Genomic DNA, 13849 nt, shown 5'->3' with positions numbered 1-13849 from the left:
AGGCGGTCGATGAAGGCGGTATCGACGCGGTCCGGCGAGAACACCGCGTCGGCGATGCCCTGCGGTGGATCCTGGTTGTAGTCGAGGCCGGCCGTGCCGAAGGCGAGGTCGAGATCGGCCACGACGGAATCCAGTGCCAGGTCGCGGGCGATCGCCCAGGCGACGTTGTGCGCGATGGTGGAGGCGCCGACGCCGCCCTTGGCGCCGACTACGGCGATGATGCGGCCGACCGCCTTGGCTTCCGGTGCCGAGAACAATCCGCAGATCGAACGCACGACGTCGAGCGGCGCCACCGGTGCGATGACATAATCGCTGACGCCGCGGCGAACCAGTTCGCGGTACAGCGTGACGTCGTTGACCTTGCCGATCACCACGACGCGGGTACCGGCGTCACAGACGGTCGCGAGATGGTCAAGGCCAGCGAGGATATCGGTGCGCGGCTCGGTCTCGAGCACGACGACGTTCGGTGTCGGCGCCGAACGGTAAGCTTCGATCGCCGCGGTCATGCCGCCCATCTGGATCTTGAGGTGCGCCTTGCCCAACCGGCGGTCCTCGCCGGCAGCCTGCACGGCCGCGGCGGTCTCTGCCGTTTCGCAAAACGCTTGCACCGACACGCGGGGTGCCGGCGCGATGTGCTCGTCCGCCGCCGTGACGGCGGGTTGCTCGGACGATGCCTGCTGCGCGTAACTGATCATTGGCCCACACTGCTAATCTTGTTCTTGTCCGCGTCGGTATAGGTGGTCGTGGTGGCCTGGCCCTGACGGTACTTGTCGATCATGAAGCTGCGCCGCGCGGCGTAAACTTGTCCTTCCGCACGCGGCTGTACGAGGTCCGTCGGATTGGCGGTCATCACGGCGAGGTTGTGCTGGTTGGCGCAACCGAGATTGAAGTACGGCTTGTTGTTGAGGTAGCTCTTGTTGTTGATCGACGGTCCGAGGTCTTCCGGCCAGGTGCCGCACGGGCCGGCATCGGCCACGATGCGCGGATACTTCAGCCGGATGGTCGCGAACAGCCGTTGGTCTTCGGGATGGTACTGACGCACGGTAATGCCACGCGGGGGAACGCCGACATTACCAAGCAACGTCTGGACTTCGCGCAGCGATTCCTGCGCCGCGCGCGCGTTAGGCGTGCCCACGGGCACTTCGGCGATGATTGCGCCGGTGCCTTCGGCCAGCCAGGCCTCGCCAAGCGCTGCGACATCGGTGCGCTGCGCCGCGGTCAAGCCGCCGCGTGCCGAGCCGACGAAGATCTCGGAGTTGCGGATGGATTCCTGCACGACGATCGGATGGCGCAGCCGGTAGTCAGTCGGCGGCAGCGTGCCGGTGATATCGGAACGGCCGGTCTGATTGCAGGCGCCGAGCGCCAGCGAGGCGCCCGCGATCACAACCGCGAGGCGGAGCCGTCTATGGAAAGCGGCGGGGTGTCTGGTGGTCATTGGTCTGTCCTTGTCCCGCGTCAGTCCGTGATGAAGCCGTAGGTGCCGCGATAGGTCTTGTTGGTCTCGGGCCGGCCCGGCGCGCCATAGATGCGGTTGACGCTGCCGAGCAGGTCGGCCTGCGGGTCGGACGAGTCTGCAAATCCGTCATCTGGACGCGACAGGTCCTTTGGCGCGACGGCGCGCACGATATAGGGCGTTACCAGCACCATCAGCTCGGTGTTGTTGTTGACGTAATCGCGGCTGCGGAACAGCGAGCCGAGCACCGGCAATTGCGCGAGACCCGGCAGACCGCTGATGCCCTGCTTGGTCTGCTCCTTGATCAGACCCGCCATCACCATGGAACCGCCCGATGGAATCTCGAGCGTGGTGTCGGCGCGATTGGTCTTGATCGCTGGAATGGAGGTGCCACTGATGGTCACCGCATTTTCCTGCGACAGTTCGGAAACCTCGGTCGCAACCCGCATGCTGATGCGGCCTTCGCTCAGCACAACCGGCGTGAATCCGAGCGAGATACCGAACTTCTTGAAGGTGATCTGCGTGGTACAGATCCGCGTTGTGGGATCGCAGGTGTTGCCGCCCGGGACGGGGAATTCACCGCCCGCGAGGAAGTTGGCGGTTTCGCCCGAGATCGCTGTCAGGCTCGGTTCGGCAAGCGTGCGGATCAGACCGGCGTTTTCCATCGCCTTGACGGTGGCGGTCACGGACGGGGTTGAGCCGAACGATGCCGTCGTGGCGTTGCCATCGACCAGGTTACGGCCCAGCGCGGTGAAGGGGTTGGTGTTGTTGAACTTCACCACGGCGGTGCCGTAGCCCAACTGCGCTGACAGATCGACGCCGAGCTGCTTGACGATGCTGCGCTGAACCTCCGCGACCGTCACTTTCAGCATGACCTGATCGCGGCTGCGCACGGAAATGCTGTTGACGACCTTGTCGGCGCCGCCGACCAGCCGTGCGGCGATATCGACAGCCTGCTGGGCCTCGATCGTGGAGGCTGCCGAGCCCGATATGACGACGCCGTCGCCGAGGCCTTCGACGCGGAGATTGGCGCTCGGCACCGTCTGCTTCAGCGCGGCGCGAACGCCGTTGAGATCGCGGGTGACGGCGATGTCATAGGCCGCAATCTGCTGGCCTGTGGAATCGAAGAACACGATATTGGTCTGGCCGACGGTGGCGCCGATGATGTAGGCGCGCTGCGACGAGCGCACCACGGCATTGGCGATCTTGGGATCGGCGACCAACACATCCTTGATGTCGCGGGGCAGGTCGATGACGATCGATTTGCCAATGCCGAGCGCCAGGAAGCGCGCGCCCATCTGGCCGTCGGACGACATCGGCGCGCCCATGTTGGCGCGCGCATCCGCGGCCAGCACCGGCGTCAGCGCAGGATTCAGCGTCATCGCGGTGATGGCCGTATACGACAGCGCCCGGACCACGAAGGTCTGCATCGGTCCGCTGGTTGTCATGCGCCTCATCCTCTGCATCCTTGTCACTTGGCCGATGTCGACGTCGGAATGCCGTAGCGAACGACGTTGATGCTATCGCGCTTGGTGTTGCGGTCTTCGCTGACCGTGTCGGGCAGGTTGCGGTCGACCAGCGCGCGCAGCGCCAGCGAAAGCGTGCCGGTCTGCCGCGCCCGCGCCAGCATCTCGGCCTGCTCGGGCTTCAACTCGAGCGTCGCGGTCTTGCCGACGACGGTGTTCTGGCCGTCTTTTTCCTTCGGGGCCTGGTCGATCGCCAGAACCCGGATGTTGCTCATGATGACTTCCGAATTGACGATGTCCGGCGCGCCGCCTCGGTCGGGGTTCTTGTCGCGCTTCGACAGGATCACATCGACGCGGTCGTTCGGCAGGATGAAGCCGCCGGCGCCGGTTTCCGGGGAGATTTCGGTGGAGACCGCGCGCATACCGGTCGGCAGAACAGCGGCCATGAAGCCGGAACCGTTGGCGCGCACCAGCTTCGGCTCGCGGATCGGTTCCCCTGCGATGAATTGCGAGCGCGCGATCGAGCCGGCAAGCTGGGTCGGCGCATCCGGCTTCTCGGTGCGGCGAATGACGGTGGAACTGGCGGCCGAGGTCGGCCAGCTCTGCCACTGCACGTCGTCGAGGCCAAGCGTCTGGCCCAGCGCGATTTCGGATTTGGCGACGAGAACGTCAGTGGTTTGCAGCTGAGCGACCGGTGCGACCGGGGCCGGCGCCTGTTCGGAACTGCTCGCCAGATACAGGGCTACGCCGCCCGCGCCGACGGCAATGGCCAGGACCACTATGCGTGCGGTATTCATACGCTTCAACTTTCCACATTACGCGGCGACGCAGACGTCGCTGTAAGGGGCAGTTGACCAGCTATTCGTCAAAGCATGGTTAATGAGCGGTATCTAAATCGAGGAGGCGGTAATCGGCGTTCAGTGCAGCGCCAGCCGGGTCAGATCGACGGCCCGGATCCACTCGGTTTCCGGGTAGACCATCAGCGCCCCCAGTGCGAGCGCGATGCCGTAGGGGATGCCGGTTTGCTTGTCGTGCAGCTTCAGCAACCAGGGCTGGCTACCAAGCGCATGCGGCAGCGGCCACTGCCGGGCCTGTAGCAACAACAGAGTCAGCGCGCCGCCGAACAGCGAGGCATAGACCAGGAAGTCGAGCAAGTGACCGAAGCCGAACCACAGGCCGGCGGACGCTGCCAGCTTGGCATCGCCGCCGCCGACCCAGCCGAAGGCGAAGCAGGTGAAAGCGACCACGAGCACCGTCAGGCCGGCGCCGACATGCGACCCGATGTCGTGAAGCCCCATGCCGCTGAAGAGCGCCAGCGCCGCAAAGCCGCCGATCAGAAGCAGCGAGATGCGGTTGGAGATCGTCATTGTGAACAGGTCGCTGGCGGCTGCGAAAGCCATCAGCGCGGGAAATAGCAGCAGGCGGGCGAGGTCGAGGATCATGGCTTCAGGCCTGTTGCGACGATGTCGTAAATCTAGCCAGCAGAAGTGAACAATCGGGAAACGATGAGAAATTTACCAGGCACCGGCGATCCGTACCGCCAGCGCAGCCAGCGCCAGCACCAGCGCCAGGCAGACGATGCCGGCGGGTTCGCGGAACACAACCGCCAGCGGCGAGATCTGTGGCTGCGGCAGGATGCGCGGGGTGGGCTTACTCATACGCAAAACCTTGAGGGGCGAACGGTGCCAGCGGAGGAACCGGCCGTCGCACGTATTTTGATACAATTAGACACAAAAAAGGCTCCGGATTCTCCGGAGCCTTTTGATGCAAGACCGGCTGGTTTTTACTTCAGCGAAGTGTTGATGTCGGCGAACTTGCCGTTCAGCTTGGTGCCGATGCCGTTGACGGCGGCGATGATGACCAGCGAGATGCCGGCAGCGATCAGGCCGTATTCGATAGCGGTAGCGCCGGACTCATCCTTGACGAAACGCGAAACGAGATTTTTCATAATACAAGCTCCATTGGGGAAACGTGGCTGTCGAACTTAGGTTTGGTCTTGCCGGCGTTCTCAGCACCGTGACCATGCCAGTACCGTAGGGTGCGACACTTGCGACGCGGTTAATTCGATTGCGGAAAGTCGCCCACAATTGCCTCTTCTTGAGCACGGTAAATGTATACTTAAGAGTGTTTCTAACGGCTTGGCAGGCGCGGGAGAGCGGACTCTACTATCAATTCACGGCCCGTTAAGCATGAAGCGGTAACTCTCGGGCTCCTGTATCCGATGAGGTCGCCATGTTCCCGATGCCGATGGAAGTGCTTGATATGTTCGGCCAGACACTTGCCAAGGTGGTGCCGATTACCTTTGTGCTGGCGATTGTCTTCACGGTCTTGTCGCACTTCTGGGCCTGCAATCCGGGCAAGCCGTGGTGGCGGAAGACCGAACTCGTCACCGACATCTGTTACTGGTTCTTCGTGCCGTTGATCACCCGCGTGGTCCGTATCGGGCTGCTGGTGCTCGGCGCTGCCGTCGTCTTCAATATTCATGACGCCGACGGATTGATCGCATTTTACGACAATGGTCACGGACCGCTGGCCGAGATGCCGCTGTGGGTGCAGGCGATCTTCTTTCTCGTCGTCTCCGACTTCCTGCTGTACTGGTTTCATCGCATGTATCATGGTGGTGGTTTCTGGAAGTACCATGCCATCCATCACTCCTCCCATGAAGTGGAGTGGATTTCGGCGGCGCGCTTCCATCCGGTGAACCTGTTCCTCGGTACAGTCGCGGTTGATGTCGTGCTGCTGATGGCCGGCGTCTCGCCCAACATTATGTTGTGGGTCGGCCCGCTCACCACGTTCCATTCCGCCTTCGTGCACGCCAACCTGAACTGGACGCTGGGCCCGCTGCGCTACGTGATTGCCACGCCGGTGTTTCACCGCTGGCACCACACCTCGCTGGCGCGCGGCGGTGACACCAACTTCGCGGGTACCTTTCCGATCTGGGACATCCTGTTTGGTACATTCCGGATGCCGGCCGGCGAACTCCCGGATGATTACGGTGTCGACGGCGAGCCGTTGCCTGCCGAGTTTGTTGGACAGCTGGCGTATCCCTTCAAGCATTGAATGCGTGCAGGACAAGGCAGACTTCGATTCAATAATTTGGAATTGTGGCAACCATGTCGATCGCCCCTCCCGATCGGGAGGGGCGTGCGCGCGGTGCGCAGACGCCGCTCAATTGAAACTCAGCGTGCCCGTTTGAAGGAACGTACATCGCATTCCAGCCATCCTGTTTGCTCTTCCTTCATCAATTAACGTCAGATTTGCCATGTCGGGCGTCGGCACCGCTGCGTATCTGCTTTTGCCGGCTTGTATCGTCCCGGAGTACAGGATGTCGCTTTTGTTGCGTAAGCGCGCGCGCGCGCTGTTGTTGGTCCCGTCGCTTGCTGCGGGCATGCTGCTGACTCCCGCCGTCATAGCGGCGCCGGTCGATGAGCTGATCGCGGTCAATGTTGATCAGGCCAAGCTCGTCAAGTTTCCCGACCAGATCGCTACCATCGTGGTCGGAAATCCCCTGATTGCGGATGTCACGCTGCAGCCCGGCGGGCTCGTCGTCGTCACCGGCAAGGGCTATGGGGCCACCAACGTGATCGCAATCGATCGCCGCGGCCAGGTGTTGATGGATCGCATCATTCAGGTGCAGGGCCCGAGCGACAAGGTTGTGACGGTCTTCCGCGGCATCGAGCGCGAATCCTACAGCTGCTCGCCGGTCTGCCAGCGCCGCGCGACGCTGGGCGATAGCGACGGCTTCTTCAATACGACGATGGGGCAGGCGGGTTCGCTGAATACCTCGGCCCAGGGCGCCGCGGCGCCGAAGACCAACTGATCCAGCTCAATGAACCGGCATTGACCACGATCTGGCCATCCGCCGGATCATGGTGAATGCCGGGTTAACGTTGCGGTGCATGTTGTAGGTATTGCTGGAAACACTTCCACAATCAGTTTGCGTTACCTTGGCGGTAGATATCTCCCGTCGCCCAAGGTTCCGCTGATGTTGCTCCCTATCGCCACGTTTGCCGCTCCGGGCCGCCTGTTGCGCCGTTTTTTCCGCAACAGGCGCGGCTCCGCGGCCGTCGAGTTCGCGATCATTGCGCCGGTGTTCTTCGCGATGATCTTTGCGATTATCGAAACAGCCCTGGTGTTCTTTGCCGGCCAGGTGCTCGAAACCGCGGTGCAGGATACGGGGCGCGCGTTTTTCACCAGCACGACCGTGTCGAAGACGGATTACGAGACGGCAATCTGCAACCGCATCAAAGTTCTGATGGATTGTACAAAGGTCCGCAATGACGTTCAGACATATGCGGCAGGGACGGTATTCACGATTGCCGATCCGATCGATTCCAGTGGAAAATTCGTCGATAGCTTCAGCTACAATCCACCGGCTTCGACCGATACAACAAGCACCGTCGTGGTGCGCTCCTACTATCAATGGCCGCTGTTCGTCACGGGGCTGGGATACAACATCGCCAACGTCAATCGCGGCGGTAGCAACAGTTCGCGTCTGCTGACCGCGACCGCCGCGTACCGTCCCCAATGAGAGCCGAGATCATGTCCAGGGTTCCGGCGTTGTGCAGTCGTTTTCCGCGGCTGCTGGCGCGATTGTACGCCGACACCCGTGGCATTGCCGCCGTGGAATTCGCGATGATCATGCCGCTGTTGATGGTGATGTTCTTCGGCATGATCGATGTGTCGATGGGCGTCGGTGCGGACCGCAAGGTGACGATGATCGCACAGACGATGGCCGATCTGGCCTCGCGCTATACGAAGGTGGTGGATGCGGACTTCACCAACTTCTTCAGTATCGGCGATGCCATGCTGACGCCGTTTGCACCCGGGGATCTCACTGCCACGATCAGTCAGGTCTACATCGATCCCACGACAGGCACGGGCAAGGTGTACTGGAGCAAAGGCGACGCCGTGCGGTCGTTGAATTCGTCGGTCACTGTTCCTGCAGGTTTGATCGGCAAGGACTCGTCGGGAAATGTGCTGGCGAACCAGTATCTGATTTTTGCCGAAGTGAAGTACGCCTACAAGCCGATCATCGGCTACGTCGTGCCGAAGGCCGGCCTCACGCTGAGCGAAACGACCTACGCACGGCCGCGGCAGTCGACCTGCGTCGATTATGTGACGGCCGGCACCTGCAAGTAGGTGTCGCGTCACGGATCGAGGCGGCGGATCAACCCGCAAAAAGCCGCACCAACAACAAAAAGGCCACGCTGGAAAGCGCGGCCTTTTCATATTGTCAGCGAAATTGCGCAGCAGCAGCCGCGCATTTCGTTTAGCCAGCGGCGCGCAGATTGTCGGCCGAAGACTTGCCAGAGCGACGATCGGCAACGATTTCGTAGCTGATCTTCTGGCCTTCACGCAGGGTGCCGAGGCCGGCACGCTCAACGGCGCTGATGTGCACGAACACGTCGTTGCCGCCGTCATCCGGCTGAATGAAACCGAAGCCCTTGGTCGCGTTAAACCACTTCACAGTTCCCATGCTCACGGGGGTAGTCCCTTCTCAATATACTATAGTAGTAGCCCGCGGTGCTCGCAGGCTGGTGATATCGAATTTTTGGAAGGGTCGTCAGTCTAGACCGGCTGCACCGGGGGATAGATAATGTCGTCCGGCCGAAAATCGATTAGTTCATGTTAAGCGAAGCTGACGTTCAAGACAATCCTGACGCGCACGTTTTTTTGATAGTGCACCAACAGTCACGGGTCGCTTCGCAAAACCGCGCGCGACACAGGGTGTCACGCGCGGTGTAGTTGTTGTGCAGTGCAAGCTCAGCGCAGTGCGCGTTAGCGCTTAGCGGCGCCGGAACTGACCGCGCGGCGGAGCGCCACGGGGGGCGCCGCCGCCGGGACGTTCGTCCTTGTGGCGGAAGATCAGCCGGCCCTTTTCGAGATCGTAGGGCGACATCTCGATCGTCACGCGATCGCCTGCCAGCGTCTTGATGCGGTTCTTCTTCATCTTGCCTGCAGTGTAGGCAACGATTTCGTGTCCGGCATCCAGCTGCACGCGATAGCGCGCATCCGGAAGGATTTCGGTCACCAGTCCTTCGAACTGGATTAGCTCTTCTTTGGCCATTCGTTAGCTCCAGATCGATCGGTTGTTAGCGCGGACGCTGGGTGCGGTTGGGCGTGGTGTTCGGTCGGCTTTCGCGATGCAGGAAGGCAACGCCCTGCATCCCTTCTTTGTTGGCAGCGCCGGCCTGAGCGGCCGGGCGGGAGGTCGGTTCGTGCCGCGCATTGTCGCGGTTCGGTTGCGGTGCACCGCCATTGCCGCCGCCTGGGGGGCGACGACGATTGCGGGCGTTCTGGCTCGGCGCGCCGTCATTGCTGCGCGGCGCGGACGGGCGCGAGTTACGGTTCTGACCGCCCCGATTCTGGGAGGGCGGCGGACCCACGTCGTTACGACCGGGGGTTCGGCGATCTTCCTTCGGAAGCGAGATGCGGATCAGCTTTTCGATATCGCGCAGATACGCCATTTCCTCGCCGGAGCAAAGCGAGATCGCAATGCCCTCGGCGCCGGCGCGCGCGGTACGGCCGATACGGTGAACATAGGTCTCGGGAATGTTCGGCAGGTCGAAGTTCACCACATGGGTGATGCCGTCAACGTCGATGCCGCGGGCGGCGATGTCGGTTGCCACCAGCGTCTTGATTTCGCCGCTGCGGAAGTTCGCCAGGGTGCGTTCGCGATGGTTCTGCGACTTGTTGCCGTGGATCGCGTCAGCGCGGATGCCGGCGCGCTCGAGGCCCTTCACGACTTTGTCAGCGCCGTGCTTGGTGCGGGTGAAGATCAGCGCCCGGTTGACAGTCTCCGACTTCAGGATCTGCGCCAGGATGGTCGGCTTGGCGGAGTGATCGACATGGATCACGCGCTGGGCGATGCGCTCGACGGTCGAGGATACCGGGGTCACGGCGACGCGGGCCGGATCCTTCAGCATGTGCTCGGCGAGTTCGGCGATATCCTTCGGCATGGTGGCCGAGAAGAACAGCGTCTGGCGCTTGATCGGCAGCTTGGCGACGATTTTGCGGATGTCGTTGATGAAGCCCATGTCGAGCATGCGGTCGGCTTCGTCGAGTACCAGGAACTCAACCAGGTTGAGTTTCAGGCCATTGCTCTGCACGAGGTCGATCAGCCGGCCGGGGGTGGCGACGAGAACGTCGACGCCCTGCATCAGCGAACGCACCTGGCGACCCATCGGCACGCCGCCGATGGCGAGCGCGGAGGTCAGATGCATGTGGCGGCCGTAGGCGTTGAAGCTCTCGAGGATCTGGCCGGAGAGTTCGCGGGTCGGGCTAAGCACCAGCACGCGGCAATGCTTGGGCTGCACCTTGATGCGGTCGAGAAGCAGGCGGTGAAGGATCGGCAGCGCGAACGACGCGGTCTTGCCGGTGCCGGTCTGGGCGATGCCGATCACGTCCTTGCCGGTAATGGCGATCGGGATGGTCTGCGCCTGGATCGGGGTGGGCGTGGTGTAGTTTTCTTCCTTGAGCGCACGGGTAATGGGATCGGCGAGGCCGAATTCCTGAAAGGTGGTCAAAAGATATGTCTTTCCATAATGAAAGCATGCGCCCGGCCATCAGGCCAGGAGCGCGCGAGGGGTGTCTGGAGACACCCGCGTGTCTGGGGCGTCGTTTAGGTTGGCTGAAGGGGCAAGCCAGAAACCGTTGGACGGGATCAGTACACGCGGCTCGCATAGACCTGATGATTCTCAAGGTCGTGTAGGTCATATGGAACAGGAACGCGGCGGTTTCAAGGTGATTCACCAGTGCGCCCAGACAGCGTCAAAATACCGCTGCATGAAATTTAGACAAACTGGAAATTATGCATGACAATTAGGCGATCTGCCGCGTCAATGGCCAAATTTTGTGCTCACTAAATAAGCCGCCCAATTCGGCGGCGGCCGGTCAAATTCCGGATTCCCCAGCAATCTCATGAGCATGACGTGCAATCGTTCGCTGGCACACTTCTTGCGATTCCCTTAACGCGCCGGCCGTGGGGCCGTTCCGCCATAATTCACGTCTGCGTCAGGGAGATGACTTCACATGATCACCAATTTGACTCACGCCATAGCCAAGCCGATGAGCCGGCGCAGCTGGATGGCGGCGACCGCGGGCCTGGTTCTCGGCCTGTCGGCACTCTCGCCCGCGAAGGCGGCAGATGACACCATCAAGGTCGGCGTGCTGCATTCGCTGTCGGGCACGATGGCGATCTCCGAAACCACGCTGAAGGACACCGTCCTGTTCATGATCGATGAGCAGAACAAGAAGGGCGGCGTGATGGGCAAGAAGCTCGAAGCCGTCGTCGTCGACCCCGCCTCGAACTGGCCGCTGTTCGCCGAAAAGGCCCGCGAGCTGATCACCAAGGACAAGGTCGCCGTCGTGTTCGGTTGCTGGACCTCGGTGTCGCGCAAGTCGGTGCTCCCTGTTTTCAAGGAGCTGAACTCGGTCCTGTTCTACCCCGTGCAGTACGAGGGTGAAGAGTCCGAGCGCAACGTGTTCTACACCGGTGCCGCCCCCAACCAGCAGGCGATCCCGGCGGTCGATTATCTGATGAAGGACGAGAAGGTGAAGCGCTGGGTGCTCGCCGGCACCGACTACGTCTATCCCCGCACCACCAACAAGGTGCTGGAAGCCTATCTGAAGTCCAAGGGCGTCAAGTCCGAAGACATCATGATCAACTACACCCCGTTCGGTCATTCGGACTGGCAGACGATCGTCGCTGACATCAAGAAGTTCGGCTCGGCCGGCAAGAAGACCGCGGTGGTCTCGACCATCAACGGCGACGCCAACGTTCCGTTCTACAAGGAACTCGGCAACCAGGGCATCAAGGCCAAGGACATCCCGGTCGTGGCGTTCTCGGTGGGTGAAGAAGAACTCGCCGGCATCGACACCAAGCCGCTGCTCGGCCATCTCGCTGCCTGGAACTACTTCGAGTCCATCAAGACGCCCGCCAACGACAAGTTCATCAAGGAATGGCAGGCGTTCACCAAGAATCCGAAGCGCGTGACCAACGATCCGATGGAAGCCACCTATATCGGCTTCAACATGTGGGTGAAGGCGGTCGAGAAGGCCAAGTCGATCGAAGCCGACAAGGTGATCGATGCGCTGCCTGGCATTGAGGCCGCCAACCTGACCGGCGGTACCTCGAAGATGCTGCCGAACCACCACATCACCAAGCCGGTGTTCATCGGCGAGATCAAGGGTAACGGCCAGTTTGACGTCGTCTGGAAGACCCCGGGCCTCGTGGCTGGCGATGCCTGGTCGAAGGAGCTGGAAGGCTCCAAGGACCTGATTGGCGACTGGGTAGGCAAGAAGTGCGGTAACTACAACACCAAGACCAACAAGTGCGGCGGTCAGGGTTCCTGATCACGCCCTTGATGTGACCTGAGACCCCTCGTTCGTCATTGTGAGGAGCCCTTCGCGACGAAGCAATCCAGCCTTTCTTTGTGGCCTCTGGATTGCTTCGCCCCAAAGAAATTGGCTTTGCCAATTTCGTTGGGGCTCGCAATGACGGGGGACAGGTCTGTCGTTGACAATTTTTCCCGAGCAACTGAAGAAGGCGGCATTGCCGTCGCCTTCTTCCTTTCCTCCCGTCCGGGGTCGTCCAGTGCCGATTAAACTCGTCGATCGTTTTCGCGCCGTTGTGTTTGCATTCCTTCTGATCGCCGCGTCCGCTATCCCGGCGCTGGCGGGTCCCTTCGAGGATGCCGTCGCCAAATTCGCCAATGACGATTATTCCGACACCGACGAGGCCGTCGGTGTGATCGCTACGTCCGGCAATCCGCAGGCCTTTGCCATCATCAGCGCGCTGCAGGACGGCCGGTTGTTGGCCGATCCCGACAGCAAGAAAATCTATCTCACCCAGGCCGACGGCAAGAGCGTCGATGCCGCCACCGGCGCGCCGATCGCCAGCGTGCCCGACAGCGCCGTCGCGGTGCGCCTCAACAACCGTCTGCGCCGCACCATCGATGCCGCTTTGGGCGGTCTCACGCTGATGTCGCCCGATCCCGCCAAACGCGTGGAAGCCGCGCAATCTGTGTTCAAGACCCACGATGCCGCCATGCTGCCGGTGGTCGATCAGGCGCTGGAGAAAGAAACCAACAAGGCGGCGAAGCAGGCTTTCGTCGAGGCACGCGCGGCGATCCTGCTGTTCAAGGAAGACGCTACCGACGTTGAGAAAATCGAGTCCATCGCGGTCATCAAGGCGCGCGGCGATCAGGAAGCCCTCGCGCTTCTGACGGGACTTTCCGGCGCCGAACAATCGATCCTGGTCGCGCGCCGCGCCGCCAGTGCCAGTACGGCTATCAAGAGCCGCCAGACGCTGTGGTCGATCGCCCAGAACGCCTGGTACGGGCTGTCGCTCGGCTCGGTGCTGCTGCTCGCTGCCATTGGCCTGGCCATCACCTTCGGCGTGATGGGCGTCATCAACATGGCGCATGGCGAAATGGTCATGCTTGGCGCCTATGTCACTTTCGTCGTGCAGGAACTGATCCGCACGAAGAACCCGGCGCTGTTTGATTACTCGCTGGCCATCGCGCTGCCGCTGGCCTTCCTGGTCGCCGCCGCGGTCGGCATCCTGATCGAGCGCACCGTCATCCGCTTCCTCTATGGGCGCCCGCTGGAAACTTTGTTGGCCACCTGGGGCATCTCGCTGGTGCTGCAGCAGGCCGTGCGCGGCAGTTTCGGTCCGACCAACAAGGAGGTCGGCAACCCGACGTGGATGTCCGGCGCCTTCGATCTCGGCGGCATCCTCATCACCTATAACCGCCTCTGGATCATCGTCTTCACCGGCATCGTGTTCGTCGCGCTGCTCGGCATGCTGCGCTTTACGCGGCTTGGCCTCGAAATGCGCGCGGTGACGCAAAACCGGTCGATGGCGGCCGCCGTTGGCATCCGTACCGCTCGTATCGATGCGCTGACCTTCGGCCTCGGCTCCGGC

15 protein-coding genes and 1 pseudogene are annotated in these 13849 nt (G+C 61.8%); 6 read left to right on the top strand and 10 right to left on the bottom strand.

All coding sequences use genetic code 11. The annotated features are described in order from the left end of the window. From JWQ24_RS14655 to JWQ24_RS14625, 7 genes and pseudogenes are all read right to left on the bottom strand, one after another. A pseudogene (locus JWQ24_RS14655) lies at positions 1-695 on the bottom strand (CtpF protein); the annotation flags it as partial. Further along, positions 692-1435: a CpaD family pilus assembly protein gene (locus JWQ24_RS14650; RefSeq protein ID WP_299809230.1), complete on the bottom strand. Its 744-nt coding sequence runs from the start codon at positions 1433-1435 to the stop codon at positions 692-694. The pseudogene JWQ24_RS14655 and the gene JWQ24_RS14650, both read right to left, overlap by 4 nt. 20 nt (positions 1436-1455) lie before the next feature. Then, the gene (locus JWQ24_RS14645; RefSeq protein WP_299809227.1) at positions 1456-2901 is read right to left on the bottom strand and encodes a type II and III secretion system protein family protein; all 1446 of its coding nucleotides are present in this window, start codon (positions 2899-2901) and stop codon (positions 1456-1458) included. 23 nt (positions 2902-2924) lie between these two features. Continuing rightward, positions 2925-3716, bottom strand: a complete 792-nt coding sequence (gene cpaB, locus JWQ24_RS14640) for a Flp pilus assembly protein CpaB (protein WP_299809224.1) — start codon at positions 3714-3716, stop codon at positions 2925-2927. A gap of 120 nt (positions 3717-3836) precedes the next feature. Beyond that, on the bottom strand, positions 3837-4361 hold the full coding sequence (locus JWQ24_RS14635) for a prepilin peptidase (RefSeq protein ID WP_299809221.1): 525 nt from the start codon (positions 4359-4361) through the stop codon (positions 3837-3839). Between the two features lie 72 nt (positions 4362-4433). Next, the gene (locus JWQ24_RS14630; protein WP_299809219.1) at positions 4434-4577 is read right to left on the bottom strand and encodes a hypothetical protein; all 144 of its coding nucleotides are present in this window, start codon (positions 4575-4577) and stop codon (positions 4434-4436) included. A gap of 125 nt (positions 4578-4702) precedes the next feature. After that, on the bottom strand, positions 4703-4867 hold the full coding sequence (locus JWQ24_RS14625; RefSeq protein ID WP_299809217.1) for a Flp family type IVb pilin: 165 nt from the start codon (positions 4865-4867) through the stop codon (positions 4703-4705). Between the two features lie 284 nt (positions 4868-5151). Here JWQ24_RS14625 and JWQ24_RS14620 point away from each other — a divergent pair, with 284 nt between their 5' ends. The 4 genes from JWQ24_RS14620 to JWQ24_RS14605 all read left to right on the top strand — a co-directional run bounded on the left by JWQ24_RS14620 (position 5152) and on the right by JWQ24_RS14605 (position 8061). Then, on the top strand, positions 5152-5979 hold the full coding sequence (locus tag JWQ24_RS14620; RefSeq protein WP_299809214.1) for a sterol desaturase family protein: 828 nt from the start codon (positions 5152-5154) through the stop codon (positions 5977-5979). A gap of 265 nt (positions 5980-6244) precedes the next feature. Then, complete coding sequence (locus JWQ24_RS14615; RefSeq protein WP_299809211.1) at positions 6245-6739, top strand: pilus assembly protein N-terminal domain-containing protein; 495 nt, start codon at positions 6245-6247, stop codon at positions 6737-6739. 165 nt (positions 6740-6904) lie between these two features. After that, on the top strand, positions 6905-7450 hold the full coding sequence (locus tag JWQ24_RS14610; RefSeq protein ID WP_299809233.1) for a TadE/TadG family type IV pilus assembly protein: 546 nt from the start codon (positions 6905-6907) through the stop codon (positions 7448-7450). Positions 7451-7461: 11 nt separating this feature from the next. Further along, positions 7462-8061: a TadE/TadG family type IV pilus assembly protein gene (locus tag JWQ24_RS14605; protein ID WP_299809208.1), complete on the top strand. Its 600-nt coding sequence runs from the start codon at positions 7462-7464 to the stop codon at positions 8059-8061. Positions 8062-8191: 130 nt separating this feature from the next. On the opposite strand, the gene JWQ24_RS14600 is transcribed toward JWQ24_RS14605, so the two are convergent. From JWQ24_RS14600 to JWQ24_RS14590, 3 genes are all read right to left on the bottom strand, one after another. Beyond that, positions 8192-8404 (bottom strand): cold-shock protein, encoded by a 213-nt coding sequence (locus JWQ24_RS14600; RefSeq protein WP_011474122.1) that lies wholly within the window; start codon positions 8402-8404, stop codon positions 8192-8194. Positions 8405-8707: 303 nt separating this feature from the next. Beyond that, positions 8708-8989 (bottom strand): translation initiation factor IF-1, encoded by a 282-nt coding sequence (gene infA, locus JWQ24_RS14595; RefSeq protein WP_143575210.1) that lies wholly within the window; start codon positions 8987-8989, stop codon positions 8708-8710. A gap of 25 nt (positions 8990-9014) precedes the next feature. Further along, positions 9015-10448: a DEAD/DEAH box helicase gene (locus JWQ24_RS14590; RefSeq protein ID WP_299809205.1), complete on the bottom strand. Its 1434-nt coding sequence runs from the start codon at positions 10446-10448 to the stop codon at positions 9015-9017. Positions 10449-10953: 505 nt separating this feature from the next. On the opposite strand from JWQ24_RS14590, the gene urtA reads away from it, so the two are divergent. Further along, positions 10954-12276: an urea ABC transporter substrate-binding protein gene (gene urtA / locus JWQ24_RS14585; protein ID WP_299809202.1), complete on the top strand. Its 1323-nt coding sequence runs from the start codon at positions 10954-10956 to the stop codon at positions 12274-12276. A gap of 241 nt (positions 12277-12517) precedes the next feature. Further along, the coding region (gene urtB / locus JWQ24_RS14580; protein WP_299809199.1) for an urea ABC transporter permease subunit UrtB at positions 12518-13849 on the top strand (1332 nt) is incomplete at its 3' end.

Source organism: Tardiphaga sp. (assembly GCF_028290495.1).
In the GTDB taxonomy this organism is placed as follows: domain Bacteria; phylum Pseudomonadota; class Alphaproteobacteria; order Rhizobiales; family Xanthobacteraceae; genus Tardiphaga.
This window is presented reverse-complemented; position numbering and strand designations above follow the sequence as displayed.